This is a genomic window from Aeromonas dhakensis (assembly GCF_000820305.1).
Lineage (GTDB): Bacteria > Pseudomonadota > Gammaproteobacteria > Enterobacterales > Aeromonadaceae > Aeromonas > Aeromonas dhakensis.
Genome location: NZ_CDBH01000039.1, coordinates 14,002 through 30,157 on the forward strand (window position 1 = coordinate 14,002; position 16,156 = coordinate 30,157).

General features: G+C 60.0%; 19 protein-coding genes. All 19 read left to right on the top strand.

What is annotated here, in order from left to right; translation table 11 throughout:
* Window positions 1-19 precede the first annotated feature (19 nt).
* The 19 genes from cheY to ccmI all read left to right on the top strand — a co-directional run bounded on the left by cheY (window position 20) and on the right by ccmI (window position 16,081).
* Window positions 20-391, top strand: a complete 372-nt coding sequence (gene cheY / locus BN1143_RS09590) for a chemotaxis response regulator CheY (RefSeq protein WP_005298814.1) — start codon at window positions 20-22, stop codon at window positions 389-391.
* A gap of 12 nt (window positions 392-403) precedes the next feature.
* Window positions 404-1,144 carry a protein phosphatase CheZ gene (locus BN1143_RS09595; protein WP_005298816.1) on the top strand — a complete coding sequence of 247 codons (741 nt, stop codon included), beginning with the start codon at window positions 404-406 and terminating at the stop codon, window positions 1,142-1,144.
* An 11-nt stretch (window positions 1,145-1,155) separates the two neighbouring features.
* Entirely contained in the window at window positions 1,156-3,330 is a 2,175-nt protein-coding gene (locus BN1143_RS09600) for a chemotaxis protein CheA (protein WP_042050381.1), read from the top strand.
* Window positions 3,331-3,362: 32 nt separating this feature from the next.
* Entirely contained in the window at window positions 3,363-4,472 is a 1,110-nt protein-coding gene (locus BN1143_RS09605) for a protein-glutamate methylesterase/protein-glutamine glutaminase (RefSeq protein WP_017766599.1), read from the top strand.
* 2 nt (window positions 4,473-4,474) lie between these two features.
* On the top strand, window positions 4,475-5,212 hold the full coding sequence (locus BN1143_RS09610) for a flagellar motor protein (RefSeq protein WP_017788566.1): 738 nt from the start codon (window positions 4,475-4,477) through the stop codon (window positions 5,210-5,212).
* 2 nt (window positions 5,213-5,214) lie between these two features.
* Window positions 5,215-6,138, top strand: a complete 924-nt coding sequence (locus tag BN1143_RS09615; RefSeq protein ID WP_017778738.1) for a flagellar motor protein MotB — start codon at window positions 5,215-5,217, stop codon at window positions 6,136-6,138.
* A gap of 4 nt (window positions 6,139-6,142) precedes the next feature.
* On the top strand, window positions 6,143-6,937 hold the full coding sequence (locus BN1143_RS09620; RefSeq protein WP_005298826.1) for a ParA family protein: 795 nt from the start codon (window positions 6,143-6,145) through the stop codon (window positions 6,935-6,937).
* Window positions 6,934-7,803, top strand: a complete 870-nt coding sequence (locus BN1143_RS09625) for a chemotaxis protein CheW (RefSeq protein ID WP_042050383.1) — start codon at window positions 6,934-6,936, stop codon at window positions 7,801-7,803. Before BN1143_RS09620 ends, BN1143_RS09625 begins: the two co-directional genes overlap by 4 nt.
* A 69-nt stretch (window positions 7,804-7,872) precedes the next feature.
* Window positions 7,873-8,361, top strand: coding sequence for a chemotaxis protein CheW (locus BN1143_RS09630; protein ID WP_005298836.1), 489 nt, complete (start codon window positions 7,873-7,875; stop codon window positions 8,359-8,361).
* A gap of 18 nt (window positions 8,362-8,379) precedes the next feature.
* A complete protein-coding gene (locus BN1143_RS09635; RefSeq protein ID WP_010634610.1) occupies window positions 8,380-8,766 on the top strand; it encodes a DUF2802 domain-containing protein in 387 nt (128 codons plus the stop codon).
* A 163-nt stretch (window positions 8,767-8,929) separates the two neighbouring features.
* Window positions 8,930-9,565, top strand: coding sequence for a cytochrome c biogenesis heme-transporting ATPase CcmA (ccmA, locus tag BN1143_RS09640; protein WP_042050384.1), 636 nt, complete (start codon window positions 8,930-8,932; stop codon window positions 9,563-9,565).
* A gap of 5 nt (window positions 9,566-9,570) precedes the next feature.
* Window positions 9,571-10,239 (top strand): heme exporter protein CcmB, encoded by a 669-nt coding sequence (gene ccmB, locus BN1143_RS09645; RefSeq protein ID WP_010634609.1) that lies wholly within the window; start codon window positions 9,571-9,573, stop codon window positions 10,237-10,239.
* Window positions 10,240-10,402: 163 nt separating this feature from the next.
* Window positions 10,403-11,143: a heme ABC transporter permease gene (locus BN1143_RS09650; protein ID WP_005298843.1), complete on the top strand. Its 741-nt coding sequence runs from the start codon at window positions 10,403-10,405 to the stop codon at window positions 11,141-11,143.
* Between the two features lie 2 nt (window positions 11,144-11,145).
* Complete coding sequence (gene ccmD / locus BN1143_RS09655) at window positions 11,146-11,352, top strand: heme exporter protein CcmD (protein WP_010634608.1); 207 nt, start codon at window positions 11,146-11,148, stop codon at window positions 11,350-11,352.
* A complete protein-coding gene (gene ccmE, locus BN1143_RS09660; protein WP_005298847.1) occupies window positions 11,349-11,840 on the top strand; it encodes a cytochrome c maturation protein CcmE in 492 nt (163 codons plus the stop codon). The genes ccmD and ccmE overlap by 4 nt, the downstream gene beginning before the upstream one ends.
* Window positions 11,837-13,792, top strand: a complete 1,956-nt coding sequence (locus BN1143_RS09665) for a heme lyase CcmF/NrfE family subunit (protein WP_017781150.1) — start codon at window positions 11,837-11,839, stop codon at window positions 13,790-13,792. The genes ccmE and BN1143_RS09665 overlap by 4 nt, the downstream gene beginning before the upstream one ends.
* On the top strand, window positions 13,789-14,319 hold the full coding sequence (locus tag BN1143_RS09670) for a DsbE family thiol:disulfide interchange protein (RefSeq protein WP_005298853.1): 531 nt from the start codon (window positions 13,789-13,791) through the stop codon (window positions 14,317-14,319). The genes BN1143_RS09665 and BN1143_RS09670 overlap by 4 nt, the downstream gene beginning before the upstream one ends.
* Before the next feature lie 11 nt (window positions 14,320-14,330).
* A complete protein-coding gene (locus BN1143_RS09675; protein ID WP_005298856.1) occupies window positions 14,331-14,810 on the top strand; it encodes a cytochrome c-type biogenesis protein in 480 nt (159 codons plus the stop codon).
* Complete coding sequence (gene ccmI, locus BN1143_RS09680) at window positions 14,807-16,081, top strand: c-type cytochrome biogenesis protein CcmI (RefSeq protein WP_042050385.1); 1,275 nt, start codon at window positions 14,807-14,809, stop codon at window positions 16,079-16,081. The genes BN1143_RS09675 and ccmI overlap by 4 nt, the downstream gene beginning before the upstream one ends.
* Window positions 16,082-16,156 lie beyond the last annotated feature (75 nt).

Here is a 16,156-nt window from a genome sequence, read left to right on the forward strand (position 1 = left end):
GGGAATTTTGGACAAGAACATGAAAATCCTCATTGTTGACGATTTTTCAACGATGCGCCGGATTATCAAGAACTTGCTGCGTGACCTGGGATTCAACAACACCCACGAAGCAGACGATGGCAACACGGCCTTGCCAATGTTGAAAAATGGCGATTTTCAATTTGTCGTGACCGACTGGAACATGCCCGGCATGCAAGGCATCGACTTGCTCAAGGCTATTCGCGTCGATGACAAGCTCAAACACCTGCCGGTACTGATGGTGACTGCCGAAGCCAAGCGCGAGCAGATCATTGAAGCCGCTCAGGCAGGCGTCAATGGTTATATCGTCAAGCCTTTCACTGCTGCAACGCTCAAAGAGAAACTCGACAAAATCTTTGAACGAATCGGCTAAGGAGCAGCAGGGATGAAGGCCAAAACGAGTGCAATGATTTCGCTCGATCAGGCAAGGATGCTTGTTGCCCATCTTGAGCAAGGTGAATTCGAACAGGCCGATACTCTCATCGCAGATGCGTGTGCACCCAATGCGGCGGCCCTGTTTGACAAAGTGGGTCAGTTGACCCGACAACTGCATGATTCCCTACAAGATTTTCGGCTGGATCCCAGGATCCCCGATCTGGCCACCCATGAAATTCCCGATGCGCGGGAGCGCCTCAGCTATGTCATCGACATGACGGACAAGGCTGCCAATCGCACCATGGATGCGGTGGAAGCCAGTCTGCCCATTGCCGATCGGTTAAATGACAACATTCAACTTGTTTTGCCCAACTGGAATGCCCTGATGAGCAGAGACATGAGTGTTGGGCAATTCAAGTCTTTGTGTCACCAACTGGATGATTTTATTAAGGCTTCTGAATCTGATGCCGATAAATTACGGCAACTGCTGACAGAAATCCTGATGGCGCAAGATTTTCAGGATTTGACCGGCCAAATGATCCGCAAGGTCATCAAGTTGGTCCAGGAAGTTGAAACTAAATTAATAGAAATGCTGACTATGTTTGGTGAGGCATCTGCCGAGCATTCTTCTCGCAGCCTTCCTGTAAGCGGGATTGAAGCCGAAGGCCCCATCATGAACCCTGAGACTCGTTCCGATGTGGTCAATGGTCAGGATGATGTGGACGATCTGCTGTCTAGCCTGGGATTTTAATGGAGTGACGCATGGCCTTCGAAGTTGATGAAGACATACTGCAAGACTTTTTGGTCGAAGCATCCGAAATATTGGAACAGTTGTCTGAACAACTGGTCGACTTGGAAAAGCGACCCGATGACAAGAATCTGTTGAATGCCATATTTCGCGGCTTCCATACCGTCAAGGGCGGCGCCGGTTTTCTCTCGCTGACCGAACTGGTGGACGTCTGCCACGGTGCCGAGAACGTGTTCGACATCTTGCGCAACGGCAAGCGGACCGTGACCGCCGAGTTGATGGACGTGATCCTGCAGGCCCTGGATGCCATCAATGTGATGTTCGCCCAGGTGCAGAATCGCGAACCGCCTAGCCCTGCGTCCGCCGAAATCCTTCATGATCTACACGAGCTCTGCAAACCCGAAGGGGAAGAGCAGCTGTTGACTGCCTCTGCAGGCAGCAGTGCTCCGGTGGAGGCTGCCGCTCCCGTGGCTGAAGAGGTGGCTGTGATTGCCGAGCCGGAGCCCGCGCAGGAGGCCTCCGTGGTCAGCGGCGGCGGTTCCATTGATGAGATCTCGGCCGATGAGTTTGAACGCCTGCTTGACGAGTTGCATGGCGTCGGTGGAGCACCTACCGCAGCGGCCAGCCCTGCCGCGCCGAGTTCCGGCGACATCACAGATGACGAATTTGAAGCCTTGCTTGACCAGCTCCATGGTCAGGGTCAGCACGGTGGTGCTCCCGAAGTCAACCCGCTGAAGTCGGTACAGAAAGAGGTGGACGAGCTGATCGATGACGATGAGTTCGAACGCCTGCTGGATGAACTGCACGGTCGCGGTCAGAGTCCGCAGAGCAGCATGTCTGCCCCGGCGGCGCCCCAGACTCCAGCACCGGCAGCACCGGTTACTCCGGTGCCGGCAGCCAAACCTGCTCCTGCACCTGCTGCGGCCAAGCCAGCCGCCGCGCCGGCAGCGGCAAAACCGGCTCCTGCCCCGGCGCCATCGAAGCAGGCTGCGCCAGCGCCCGCCGACAGTGCGGTGCAAAGCGACACTACGGTACGGGTGGATACCAAGACGCTGGATGTCATCATGAACATGGTGGGTGAGCTGGTGCTGGTACGAAACCGTCTGGTGAGCCTCGGCATCGCCAGCAACGATGAAGACATGTCAAAAGCCGTTGCCAACCTGGATGTGGTGACGGCGGATCTGCAAGGCGCGGTGATGAAGACCCGCATGCAGCCTATCAAGAAAGTATTTGGTCGCTTCCCACGGGTGGTGCGGGATCTGGCTCGTACCCTCAAGAAAGAGATCGAGCTGGTGATGGTGGGTGAAGAGACCGATCTCGACAAGAACCTGGTGGAGGCCCTTGCCGACCCGCTGGTTCACCTGGTGCGCAACTCTTGCGACCACGGTGTCGAGATGCCTGATGTCCGCGAGAAGGCGGGCAAGCCACGGCAAGGTACCATTACCCTGAGCGCGTCCCAGCAGGGCGATCATATCCTGCTCTGCATTGAGGACGATGGCGCGGGGATGGATCCCGAGAAGCTCAAGTCTATCGCCATCAGCCGCGGTGTGCTGGATGCCGATACCGCGGCCCGCATGAGCGACAACGATGCCTACAACTTGATCTTTGCTCCCGGCTTCTCGACCAAGTCAGAGATCTCCGATATCTCCGGCCGTGGCGTCGGGATGGATGTGGTGAAGACCAGCATCGTCAGCCTGAATGGCTCGGTGCATATCGATTCGACCTGGGGCAAGGGCACCCGTCTCGAGATCAAGGTGCCGCTGACCCTGGCGATCCTGCCGACCCTGATGGTGGAAGTGGGCGAGCAGACGTTCGCTCTGCCGCTGGGATGTGTGAACGAGATTTTCCATCTGGATCTGAAAAAGGCCAACATGGTGGATGGACAACTCACCATCATAGTGCGCGAGAAGGCCATCCCATTGTTCTATCTGCACAACTGGCTGGTCAGAGGCAAAAACCGAAAATCGCGTCAGGACACGGGCCACGTGGTGATTGTCCAGATTGGTACCCAGCAGATCGGTTTTGTTGTGGACAATCTGATTGGCCAGGAAGAGGTGGTGATCAAGCCGCTGGACAGCCTGCTGCAGGGGACTCCCGGCATGGCCGGGGCGACCATCACTAGCGATGGCGGTATTGCGCTCATTCTGGATGTGCCGAGTCTGCTCAAGGCGTACGCCCGTAGACATTGATACCCCAGGCTCAAGGAGTTAGAAGAATAACAATGGCAATCAAGGTATTAGTTGTCGACGATTCAAGCTTCTTCCGTCGTCGGGTCAGCGAGATCATCACTCAGGATCCCATGCTGACGGTCATCGACACGGCCCAAAATGGGCGGGAAGCGGTAGAAAAGGCACAGCAGTTGCGTCCTGACGTGATCACCATGGACATAGAGATGCCGGTGATGGATGGCATCAGTGCCGTGCGTGAGATCATGGCCAAGTGCCCCACGCCGATCCTGATGTTCTCTTCTTTGACCCATGAAGGGGCCAAAGCCACGCTCGATGCGCTCGATGCAGGGGCGCTCGACTTTCTGCCCAAGAAATTCGAAGACATTGCCCGTGACAAGGATGAAGCCGTCCGTCTGCTGCAGCAGCGGGTCAAGGAGATTTCACGCAAGCGCTTCCTGATGTCTGCGCCGGCACGCCCGAAGGCGCCCGAGCCCGTTGCCAGGACACCTCTGAATGCGCCACGTCCGGCAGAACGTCAAGCAGAGCCGCAGCGTGCTGCTCCGGTGGCCGCATTCAAGCGCAGCGGCAAGAGTTATCAGCTGGTGGCCATTGGTACTTCCACCGGCGGCCCGGTCGCCCTGCAGAATGTGTTGACCAAGCTGCCCGGCGATTTCCCGCATCCGATCCTCCTTATCCAGCACATGCCGGCGACCTTCACCGCGGCCTTTGCCGCACGTCTCAATGGCCTGTGCCAGATAGGCGTCAAGGAAGCGGAAGACGGCGATGTGCTCAAGCCCGGTCACGCCTACCTGGCCCCCGGCGGCAAACAGATGCTGCTGGAGGGCCGTGGTGCCGGTGCCCGTATCCGCATTGTTGATGGCAATGACAAGGTCAACTACAAGCCGTGCGTCGACATTACCTTCGCCTCTGCCGCCAAGACCTATGCCGACAAGGTGCTTGCCATCGTGTTGACCGGGATGGGGGCGGACGGTCGGGATGGTGCGCGTCTGCTCAAGGAGCAGGGCTCTACCATCTGGGCGCAGGATGAAGCGTCCTGCGTGGTTTATGGCATGCCGCAGGCGGTTGCCAAAGCCGGTATTGCCACTGAGTCGCTGCCGCTGGATCGGGTCGCACAACGTATCCTGGTTGAGCTGGGCCGCTAACGATGGGCATGTTTGGCCTGATCCTGGCACTGGGAGCCATTGCCATTGCCCAATTGTGGCATGGCGGCAACCTGTTGACCCTGCTCGATGGACCCGCGTTTGTCATCGTGGTGGGGGGAACCTGGGGGGCGGTCATTTTGCAGACGCCGCGCAAGTTCCTGCTGGAAGCACTCAGGCAGACCCGCTGGATGGTGCTGCCGCCGGACTGGGATCTGGTCGCTCAGGCCGAGAGATTGCAATCCTGGGCTATCTTTGCACGCCAGCAAGGGTTGCTGGCGCTGGAGAATCAGGCCGAACAGGAGAGTGACGAATTTACCCGTCATGGCCTCACCATGATAGTGGACGGGGTTTCGGTAGACGACATTCGCATGTTGCTGGAAGCGGATATCGATATCGAGCAGGAGCGCAACGAGCACTCTGCCAGGGTCTTCGAGGCCATGGGGGGATACAGTCCGACCATCGGCATCATAGGTGCCGTCATCGGGCTGATACAGGCGATGTTTCATCTGGAGGAGCCCGCTGCTCTCGGTACCGGCATTGCCGTCGCCTTCGTTGCCACCATTTACGGGGTCGGCTTTGCCAACCTGCTCTACTTGCCGATCGCCAATCGTCTGCGTGCTTTTCACTATCATTACGCCCTGTTTCAGGAGATGACGCTGGAAGGCCTGATGGCCATCGCCCATGGCGAGAATGGCCCCCAGGTTGAACGGCGGTTGAAGGCTTATCTGAAGGGAGAGTAGCCATGCGCAAGCGCTATCGTTTGCATCTGCAAGGTCGGGAACACCTCGACCGCTGGCTGGTTTCCTACGCCGACTACATGACGCTGATCTTCGCCCTGTTCGTGGTGCTTTATTCGGTGGCGCTGGTCAACAAGGACAAGTATCGCGCCGTCATCGACGGCATGACCCAGGCATTCAATGTGATGCAGCCCCGCAGCGATGGTTTGCTGGAGGGGCAGGGCAAGTCGCTGCTGAACAATGAAGTGTCCGCCGCAACCTCTGTGCTGGAGAGTGCCAAGGCCCGTTCACCCTCGCAGGCTCCTATTTCTGGTGTTCCCATTCTGCAAGATGGTATGACTCTTGCGAAGATAGATTCGCAACTGCAGGAGAACATGGGGTCTCTGGTGGATGCCGGGGTAGTCAAGTTGACACAGGATGACAACTGGCTGACGGTGGAGCTGAGTTCCGGCCTGCTGTTTGGCAGTGGCAGCGCGTTTATGAGCTCCAATGCAGATCCGGTGCTCAATACTCTTTCAAGTATCCTGAAACCGGTCGATAACTATGTGAGAGTGCGGGGTTACACGGATAACCAGCAGATAAATAATGAAATTTTTCGCTCCAACTGGACGTTGTCGGCAGCAAGGGCGGAGGCCGTACTCACTGCCCTGATCGCCAAGGGGATAGCCCCGCAACGACTTGCCTACGAGGCGTACGGGGAGTTCTCTCCCTTCTCGGACAACAGTACCGAGCAGGGGCGTTTACAGAATCGCAAGGTGGTGGTCGCTATCTCCAAGTTCGCCTGGGTACCACCTCCGACGCCGACTCCTCCCGTTCAGCCAGTGACGGAGGAGCCGGTCCCGGCAGTTCAGCAGGCAGTCGAGGCAGGAGAGGTCAAGGTGATCTCGCTGCCAGGTGGTGGCATACGCATAACAACGAGGCAGGATTGATACAGTGATTGTTTGGACGGTTGCCAACCAAAAAGGTGGGGTCGGTAAAACCACCACGGTGGTCTCGTTGGCCGGTATTCTGGCTCAGCGTGGTCAGCGGGTGCTGTTGATCGACACCGACCCTCATGCTTCCCTGACCTCATATCTCGACTTTGACTCCGATCGGCTGGATGGCACCCTCTATGAGCTGTTCCAGGCGGTCAAGCCCACGGCGGAGCTCGTCAATAAACTGACGCTGCGTACCAAGTTTGAGAACATCCACCTGCTGCCCGCCTCCATTACCCTGGCCACGCTGGATCGGGTGATGGGCAATCGGGAAGGGATGGGGCTGGTGCTCAAGCGGGCACTGCTGCGCATCCAGGATCAATACGACTACGTGCTGATCGACTGCCCGCCCGTGCTGGGGGTCATGATGGTGAATGCGCTGGCGGCCTGTGACCGGATCCTGGTGCCGGTGCAGACCGAGTTCCTGGCGCTCAAGGGGCTGGAGCGGATGATGAAGACGTTTGAAATCATGCAGCGCTCCAAGCGGGAGAAGTTCCGCTATACCGTCATTCCCACCATGTTTGACAAGCGAACCCGCGCCTCGCTGATGACCCTGCAGTCCATCAAGGAGCAGCACGGCAGTGCGGTATGGAATGCCGTCATACCCATAGATACCAAGTTCCGGGATGCCAGTTTGCTTCACATTCCCCCCTCCATCTATTCGCCGAGCAGCCGCGGCACCTACGCCTATGAGACGCTGCTCAACTATCTTGATGCGCAAGAGCGCCAGCGTGCTCATGAGGTGACATCATGAGAGATACCACCCAAGTTCGGGCCATGGATGACTACTTCCACTCCCTGCTGCTGGAAGATGCCCTGCTGCTGGATGCCGACGAGCCTGACTCCGCGCCCGTCATCCAGTTGCAGCGCAAGCCCCAGCCGGTTGCCGAGAAAGTGGCCCAGCCCTATCTGGAGGCGGATCAGCGGCTGGAACAGTTGAGTGAACTGCTGGCCCAGGTCGGTCAGGTACAATATGAAATCGACGCCCTGAGCCATGAAGAGGTGGTCACTGAACCGCTGCAGATCGAGGCCGAAGATGCCTTGCTGCCGGTTGAGCCGGTTTGGCCCGAGGAGATGCCCGAGCCGGTGGCGGCGGATCCCGCGACTCTGGTGGTGACGGAGACCGAGGTGGCGCTGGCGCCACAGGAGGAGGTAGCCCCCTCCACCTGGGAAAACATCGATACCGGCAAGGAGTTTCAGGCCCTGTTTTTTGACGTGGCCGGCGTCACCTTTGCCGTGCCGTTGACCGAGCTTGGCGGTATTCATCAGCTGGGGGAGGTGTCATCCCTCTTTGGCCAGCCCGGCTGGTACAAGGGGATCATGACGTCCCGCGAGCAGAAGATGAACGTGGTGGACACGGCGCAGTGGGTCATGCCGGGCCAGCATCTGGAAATAGATGACTACAAGTATCTGATCATGTTGGGTGAATCCCCCTGGGGACTGGCCTGTCATCATCTGAAGGGAACCGAGTTATTGCACCGTGATCAGGTCAAATGGCGCCATCAGGAGGGCAAACGTCCCTGGCTGGCCGGCATGGTCAAGGAGAAGATGTGTGCCCTGCTGCACGTGAAGGAATTGCTCCTGTTGCTGGAGCGTGGGGTCAACATAGAAGGTCGCTGATAACTTCTGCACTCGGGCTGTTTTATTGCTAGTTTTACCAGTAGACGTTTTCATAAAAGGAATAAAAACATGACAGAAAAGCGCAATATTGCACAGAATCTGGCCGAAGACGAAGTGCTGCAATGGGTCACCTTCCAGCTGGAAAATGAAACCTACGGCATCAACGTGATGCAGGTGCAGGAGGTGCTGCGCTACACCGAGATCGCCCCTGTGCCGGGTGCCCCCGAATACGTGCTGGGCATCATCAACCTGCGCGGCAACGTGGTGACCGTCATCGACACCCGTTCCCGCTTCGGCCTGCCTTCTGGCGATGTGAGTGAAAACTCGCGCATCGTCATCATCGAGGCGGAGAAGCAGGTGATCGGCATCATGGTCGACAGCGTGGCCGAGGTGGTCTATCTGCGTTCGTCCGAGATCGACGCGGCCCCGGCGGTGGGTACCGAAGAGAGTGCCAAGTTCATTCAGGGGGTCAGCAACCGCGATGGTCAGCTGTTGATCCTGGTCGATCTGAACAAGCTGCTCTCCGATGAAGAGTGGGAAGATATCGGTTCCCTCTGATAGGAAGATGATGTGTTGATGATTGAAATTGCCGCCTTGGGGGTGTCCTTGCTGGCGTTGGCGCTGGCCCTGTACGGGGTGTTAGGCAGCCGACGTGGCCAGCGAGAGTCCGAGGCCAGGGTGGAGCTGCTGCAGGGTCAGCTCGAGAGTCTGCGCAAGCAGATGATGGAGCTGCATACCGGAGCCATCGGCATGGGCCAGCGTCTGCAATCCGTCGAAGGGGCCATGCAGCAGGTCAATGACCGCCAGCAGGAGCTGACCCTGCAGGATCCGGAACGCCGCCTGTACAGCCGGGCCGCCAAGATGGTGGAGCTCGGTGCCGACCTCGATGAGGTCATGAATGAGTGTGAATTGCCAAAGGCCGAGGCTGAATTGTTGATTTCATTGCGAAAAGGCCGCTCATGATCGATCGGGAAGGCATCTGCCTTCCTGATTTTCCCGCCCCGCTTTGCGGCTCTCCAAGGCGGGATCTCCCCCACAAATCCTGCTGATAATTGGCATCTTTGAAAAGACGCTTCCCGATACTGTGTTAATATGCAGGCCGCTTCTTTTCACTGATTACATCCTCATGCTGCTTCAAATTCACAACCTGAGCTGCGTGCGTGAAGATCGCACTCTGTTTGAACATCTCTCCTTTGCGGTGGCTCCCGGTGATCTGGTGCAAATTGAAGGTCCCAACGGCGTGGGCAAGACCAGCCTGCTGCGCCTGCTGACCGGCCTGTCTCAGCCTTTTGCCGGTGAAGTGTGCTGGAATGGCGAGAATATTCGCCATTGCCGCGACGAATATCACGCCAATCTGCTCTATCTCGGTCATCAGCCAGGCGTCAAGGCTGCTCTGACACCGCTTGAAAACCTCGCCTTCTACCAGAAACTGCACCATGCGGCCGATACCAGCGTGGACCTGTGGCGGGTGCTGGCCCAGGTCGGTCTGGCCGGCTTTGAAGACAACCCCACCGGTCAGCTCTCCGCCGGTCAGCAACGCCGCGTCGCGCTGGCCCGTCTGTGGCTCAGCGACAAGCCGGCACTCTGGATCCTGGATGAGCCGTTCACCGCCATCGACAAGCAGGGGGTGAAGGTGCTGGAGCGGCTGTTCCTGACCCATGCCGAGCGGGGGGGCATGGTGATCCTCACCACCCATCAGGACATGACCCTGATGCAGGGACGGCTGAAGACCCTCTCTCTCACGCCCTTGCTGCAGGAGTAGTTCTGATGTTGCGCGCCGTAATGCACCTGATCCACCGTGAGCTGCTGATGGCCCTGCGCCAGCGCTCCGACATCCTCAACCCGCTCTGGTTCTTTCTCATCGTCATCACCCTGTTTCCGCTGGGGATCGGCCCCGAGCCCAAGCTGCTGGCCCGCATCGCCCCCGGCATCATCTGGGTGGCGGCCCTGCTGGCGGCCATGCTCTCCCTGGAGCGGCTGTTTCGCGACGACTTCGGCGATGGCGCGCTGGAGCAGATGATGTTGATGCCCCATCCGCTGGGCTTGCTGGCGCTGGCCAAAGTGATCGCTCATTGGTTGCTGACCGGCCTGCCGCTATTGCTCATCTCCCCGCTGCTCGCCATCCTGCTGTCGCTGGACATGGACACCTATCTGGCGGTGGTCGCCACCCTGGCGCTGGGCACACCCGTGCTGAGCCTGCTCGGGGCGATCGGGGTGGCCCTCACCGTGGGTCTGCGCAAAGGGGGAGTGTTGCTCAGTCTGCTGATCCTGCCGCTCTATATTCCGGTACTGATTTTTGCCACCTCCGCCATCGATGCGGCGGGGATGGGGCTGCCTTATTCGGGGCAGCTGGCGATTCTGGGGGCCATGCTGGCCGGTGCGCTCACCCTGACCCCGTTGGCGGTCTCGGCGGCGCTGCGGGTCAGCGTGAATTGATGAAAGCGTCTGAAAAAGTGGCCATGGAAGGGCCGTTATAAAAAATATAATTGAGATAGATCAAGAGGATGGCTGCTTATTGCTTTCGGGGGATGTGATGTTTTCCGGCAGTGGGTAAGGTAGGCCTCGCCACGATATTAATAACAGAAAGGTTTTGTGAGCTATGTGGAAATGGTTGCACCCTTACGCTAAACCCGAGCGCGCTTACCAGCTGGCAGGGACCTTGCTGCCCTGGTTTGCCGTGACCAGCCTGCTGGCATTCATCATCGGCACCCTCTGGGGGTTGGCGTTCGCCCCTGCCGATTACCAGCAGGGTGACTCCTTCCGGATCATCTACATCCATGTTCCCGCCGCCATTCTCTCCATGGGGGCCTACTCCACCATGGCGGTCGCGGCCTTCATCGGTCTGGTGTGGCAGCTGCGGATGGCCGACATGACGGTGGCCGCCATCGCGCCGGTCGGCGCCGTGTTTACCTTCATCGCGCTGTTTACCGGCGCCGCCTGGGGCAAACCCATGTGGGGCACCTGGTGGGTGTGGGATGCGCGGCTCACCTCGGAGCTGATCCTACTGTTCCTCTACCTGGGGGTCATCGCCCTCTACAATGCCTTCAGCGACAAGGTGCTGGCCGGCCGGGCCGCCGGTATCCTGGCGCTGGTGGGGGTGATCAACCTGCCCATCATTCACTACTCGGTGGAGTGGTGGAATACCCTGCATCAGGGCGCCACCATCACCAAGTTTGACAAGCCCTCCATCTCCCCCGAGATGCTGTGGCCGCTGCTCATCATGATCCTGGCCTTTGCCGCCTTCCTCGGGGCTCTCTCCCTGATGCGTTTTCGAAACGAGCTCTTGATGCGGGAGTGGCACCGCCCCTGGGTCAAAGAGATAGCCGAGCAGGAGAAGTAAGCATGCACTTTGCCTCATTCAGTGACTTTCTGGCGATGGGCGGTTACGCCTTCTACGTCTGGCTCTCCTTCGGTCTGACCCTGCTCTGCCTGGTCGGCATCGTCATTTCCACCCGTATGAAAACCCGCGCCCTGCTCGGTGAACTGCGCAGCAAGCAGGCGCGCGAGGCTCGTCGCAAGGCGGCCCAGCAGATGGAGAACACCCTATGAACCCGAGACGCAAAAAACGCCTCACCATCATCCTGGCGATCAGTGCCGGCCTCGCCGCCGTGATCGGCCTGGTGCTCTATGCCCTCAGCCAGAACATCGATCTCTTCTATACCCCGAGCGAGCTGGTGGAGGGCAAGGGACCGGACAAGATCAAGCCGGAAGAGGGGCAGCGCCTGCGCATCGGGGGTCTGGTGGTGCCGGGCTCGGTGCAGCGCGATCCCCAGAGCCTCAAGGTGGCCTTCAAACTGGTGGACAACGGCGGGCATCTGGTGACCGTCGAGTTTGACGGCATCCTGCCGGATCTGTTCCGCGAGGGGCAGGGCATCGTCGCCCAGGGCACCCTCAAGGATGCCACCACGGTCGCCGCCTTCGAGGTGCTGGCCAAGCACGATGAGAACTACATGCCGCCGGAAGTGGCCGATGCCACCAACGGCATGCACTTCAAGCCGGAATATACCGACGCGCAGTTGAAGGGGAGCAAGCAATGATCCCGGAATTAGGACAGTTCTCACTGATCCTGGCGTTTGCCACCGCCCTGCTGCTGGGCAGCTATCCGCTGCTCGGGGCCAAATGGGGGCGCCTTGGCATGATGTCGGCGGCCCGTCCGCTGGCCTATGCCCAGTTCCTGCTGCTGTTGCTGTCGTTCCTCTGCCTGACCTGGGCCTTCATCGACAACGACTTCACCGTGCAGTACGTGGCCACCAACTCCAACAGCCTGCTGCCGCTGGCCTACCGCATCTCCGCGGTGTGGGGAGCCCATGAAGGTTCCCTGCTGCTGTGGGTGCTGACGTTGGGGGGCTGGACCGCGGCGGTCGCCATGTTCAGCCGCCGCCTGCCGCTCGACGCGGTGGCGCGGGTGCTCGGGGTGCTCGGCCTCATCTCGGTCGGTTTCACCGCCTTCGTGCTGTTTACCTCCGACCCCTTCACCCGCACCTTGCCCTACTTCCCGGTGGATGGGCGCGATCTCAACCCGCTGCTGCAGGACCCGGGTCTCATCTTCCACCCGCCCATGCTCTACATGGGCTATGTGGGCTTCTCGGTGGCGTTTGCTTTCGCCATCGCCTCCCTGATGACCGGCCGGCTCGATGCCACCTGGGCGCGCTGGTCCCGTCCCTGGACCATGGCCGCCTGGGTCTTCCTCACTCTGGGTATCGTGCTGGGCTCCTGGTGGGCCTATTACGAGCTCGGCTGGGGCGGCTGGTGGTTCTGGGATCCGGTGGAAAACGCCTCCTTCATGCCCTGGCTGGCCGGCACCGCCCTGCTGCACTCGCTGGCAGTCAGTGAAAAACGCGCCACCTTCAAGGCCTGGACCGTGCTGCTGGCGCTCTCGGCCTTCTCCCTGAGCCTGCTGGGTACCTTCCTGGTGCGCTCCGGCGTGCTGGTCTCGGTGCATGCGTTTGCCTCCGACCCGACCCGCGGCCTGTTCATTCTGGGCTTCCTGCTGGCGGTAATCGGTTCATCCTTGCTGCTGTTCGCCTTCAAGGGCTCCCAGGTGAGAAGCCATGGCAAGCACGAGCTGTGGAGCCGCGAGACCCTGCTGCTTGGCAACAACATCATGCTGGTGGCGGGCCTGCTGACCGTGCTGCTCGGCACCTTGCTGCCGCTGGTGCACAAGGAGCTGGGGCTTGGCAGCATCTCCATCGGCACCCCCTTCTTCAATCACATCTACAGCTGGCTGATCATCCCGTTCGCCCTGTTGCTGGGGGTCGGCCCGCTGTTTCGCTGGCGCCGTCAGGAGCTGGGCGAGCTCAAGGGCAAGGTGGTCCTGGCGCTCCTGCTGAGCCTGGCCGCCGCCATCCTGCTGCCGCTGCTGCTGGCCGAGGAGTTCAAGCCCTGGGCTGCGCTCGGTATCGGGCTTGGCGCCTGGATCATCGTCACCAGCGTGCAGGAGACCTGGGCACGCGCCACCCACAAACACAGCTTTGCCGTCGGCGTGCAGCGCCTTGGCAACAGCCACTGGGCCATGATCCTGGGCCACGTGGGTCTTGCGGTGAGCATTATCGGCATCGCCTGCACCCAGAACTACAGCATCGAGAAGGACTTGCGCATGCAGGCCGGCGATCGGGTTCATTTTGCCGATTATGAGTTCGTCTTTACCGGTATCAAGGAGAAGAACGGCCCCAACTACGACGGTTTCAAGGGCGTGCTGGAAGTGCACAAGGATGGCAAGCAGGTGGCTCTGCTCAAGCCGGAGAAGCGCATGTACAAGGTGACCCGGATGCCGATGACCGAGGCGGCCATCGATGCCGGCTTTACCCGTGACCTCTATGCGGCCCTTGGCGAGCAGCTCGACAACGGCGCCTGGGCGGTGCGGATCTACTACAAACCCTTTGTGCGCTGGATCTGGTTCGGCGGCGTCTTCATGGCCATTGGCGGCGTGCTGGCGATGCTGGACAAGCGCTACCGTTTCGGTCGTCGTGAAGAGGAGGCCAAGGCATGAGCAAGAAGACCTGGTTGTTTCTGATCCCCTTCATCGTCTTTCTGCTGGGGGCCGTGTTTCTGTTCAAGGGGCTCTACTCCGATCCCACCAAGCTCGAATCCGTGATGGTGGGCAAGGAAGTGCCCGTGTTCACCCTGCAGGATATCTATGACCTCAATAAGCAGCATGACAGGAGCATCCTCAAGGGACGCCCCATGCTGCTCAACGTCTGGGCCACCTGGTGCCCGACCTGCTACGGGGAGCACACCTACCTCAAGCAACTGGCGGGGCAGGGGATCTACATCGTCGGCATGAACTACAAGGATGAGCGGGCCAAGGCCATCAACTGGCTGGCGGAGCTCGGCAATCCCTATCAGATCAATCTTTATGATCCCGACGGCATGCTGGGGCTGGATCTGGGGGTTTACGGCGCGCCGGAGACCTTCTTCATCGACAGTCAGGGGATCATCCGCTATCGCCACGTGGGTGACGTCAACCCCGAGGTGTGGGCATCGACTCTCAAACCCATCTATGACGCCATGAAGTGAGGGAGAACCCGATGAGAATCTTGATTGCATCCCTGCTGCTGCTGGCGGGACTGGGCGGGGCAGGTCAGGCGCTGGCCGCCATCGATGTCTACACCTTCGACAACGACGCCCAGGAGCAGACCTTTCGTGAACTGACCAAGGAGCTGCGCTGCCCCAAGTGCCAGAACCAGGACATCGCCGACTCCAATGCGGGCCTGGCCAAGGACCTGCGTGACAAGACCTACCAGATGGTGCGCGAGGGCAAGGAGAAGCAGGAGGTGGTGGACTACATGGTGGCCCGCTACGGCAACTTCATCCTGTACAACCCGCCGCTGATGGCCTCCACCCTGATCCTCTGGCTGGGGCCTCTGCTTGTGATCGTGGTGGGCATAGTCCTGGTGGTGGTGCGCAGTCGCCGTCGTCCCGCGGCAGCTACGCCGGCGGATAGCGCCCTGAGCGCGGAGGAGCAGCGTCGTCTGGCTGCCCTGCTCAAAGAGGAAGAGAAACAATGACCGCATTTTGGATAGTGATCGCGGCCCTGCTGGTGCTGGTGAGCCTGGCACTGGTGTTGCCCCTGTGGCGGGGAGAGGGCCGGCAGAGCATCAGCCGCTCGGCCCTCAACAAACAACTCTATCGTCAGCGTCTGCTGGAGATCGGTGAAGAGCGCGAACAGGGGGTGCTGGCGGAAGAGCAGGACACCCTGATCGAGTTGCAGCGCAGCCTGCTGGACGACATCCCCGACGTGGAGCAGACCGCTCGCGGCGGCAAGAGTCTGATCTGGATCCCGGGTGTGCTGGTGCTGCTGGTGGTGAGCCTGGGGCTCTACTACAAGCTGGGCGCCTGGCAGGAGGTCAGCCGCTGGCAGGACGCCAGCAGCCGGTTGGGCGAGCTCAGCAACCGCATCCTGGTGGAGCGCAATGCCGAGGTCACCGAGCAGGATCTGCTGGACTTCACCCTGGCCCTGCGTACCCGCCTGAAAGAGGAACCGAACGATTACCGCGGCTGGCTGCTGCTGGGCCGACTGTCGCTGGATGGCAATGATCCCGATATGGCCCGCGAGGCGCTGGAACGGGCCTACGCTCTGGCACCGCAGAAGGGGATGGTGGCGGTGCCCTATGCCCAGGCGCTGATGATGACAGGGGATGACGCGCAGGCCGATCAGCTGCTGCGGGGAGCCATCGCCCAGGATCCGGCCAATATAGAGGCGCGCTCCGTCTACGCCTTCATGGCCCTGCAAAAAGAGGACTTCAAGACCGCCCTGCAACGCTGGCGCGAGATGCTGCCGCTGATGGAGAAGGGCTCGACCCGCTACACCATGGTGGAGCGCTCCATCGACTATGCCGAGCAGCAGTTGAAGAAACGCGGCATGGCCAGTGCGGTCGTGCCGGCAGAGGCGAGCGGACAGGGCACCGCCTCCGCCCAGGTGCTGGAAGTGAAGGCCGGCGAGTTCCCGCTCAAGGTGACGTTGGCCGATGGCATTGCGCTGCCGGAAGATGCCCATCTGTTCGTGTTTGCGGTGATCCCCAACGGGCCGCCCATGCCCATCGCGGTCAAGCGTATCCCAGGCCCGCACTTCCCGCTGACGCTGTCGCTGGGTGACGGCGATGCCATGATGGAGGGTAACAAGCTGGCCGCCTATCCCGAGCTGCAGTTCAAGGCGCGCCTCTCCCGTGGCGGAAACGTCATGAACAAGGAAGGGGCGTTCGAAGGGGCCTCGGTCCCGGTCGCCACCGGCTCAATTCCTTCAGCGCCGATTGACATCCGCATCGATCACGCCCTCTAATACGCCTCTGGCCCGGCCCTCGATGGGGCCGGGCTGCCTATAATTCAGATTAATCACAATAAAAAGCTAGGACTT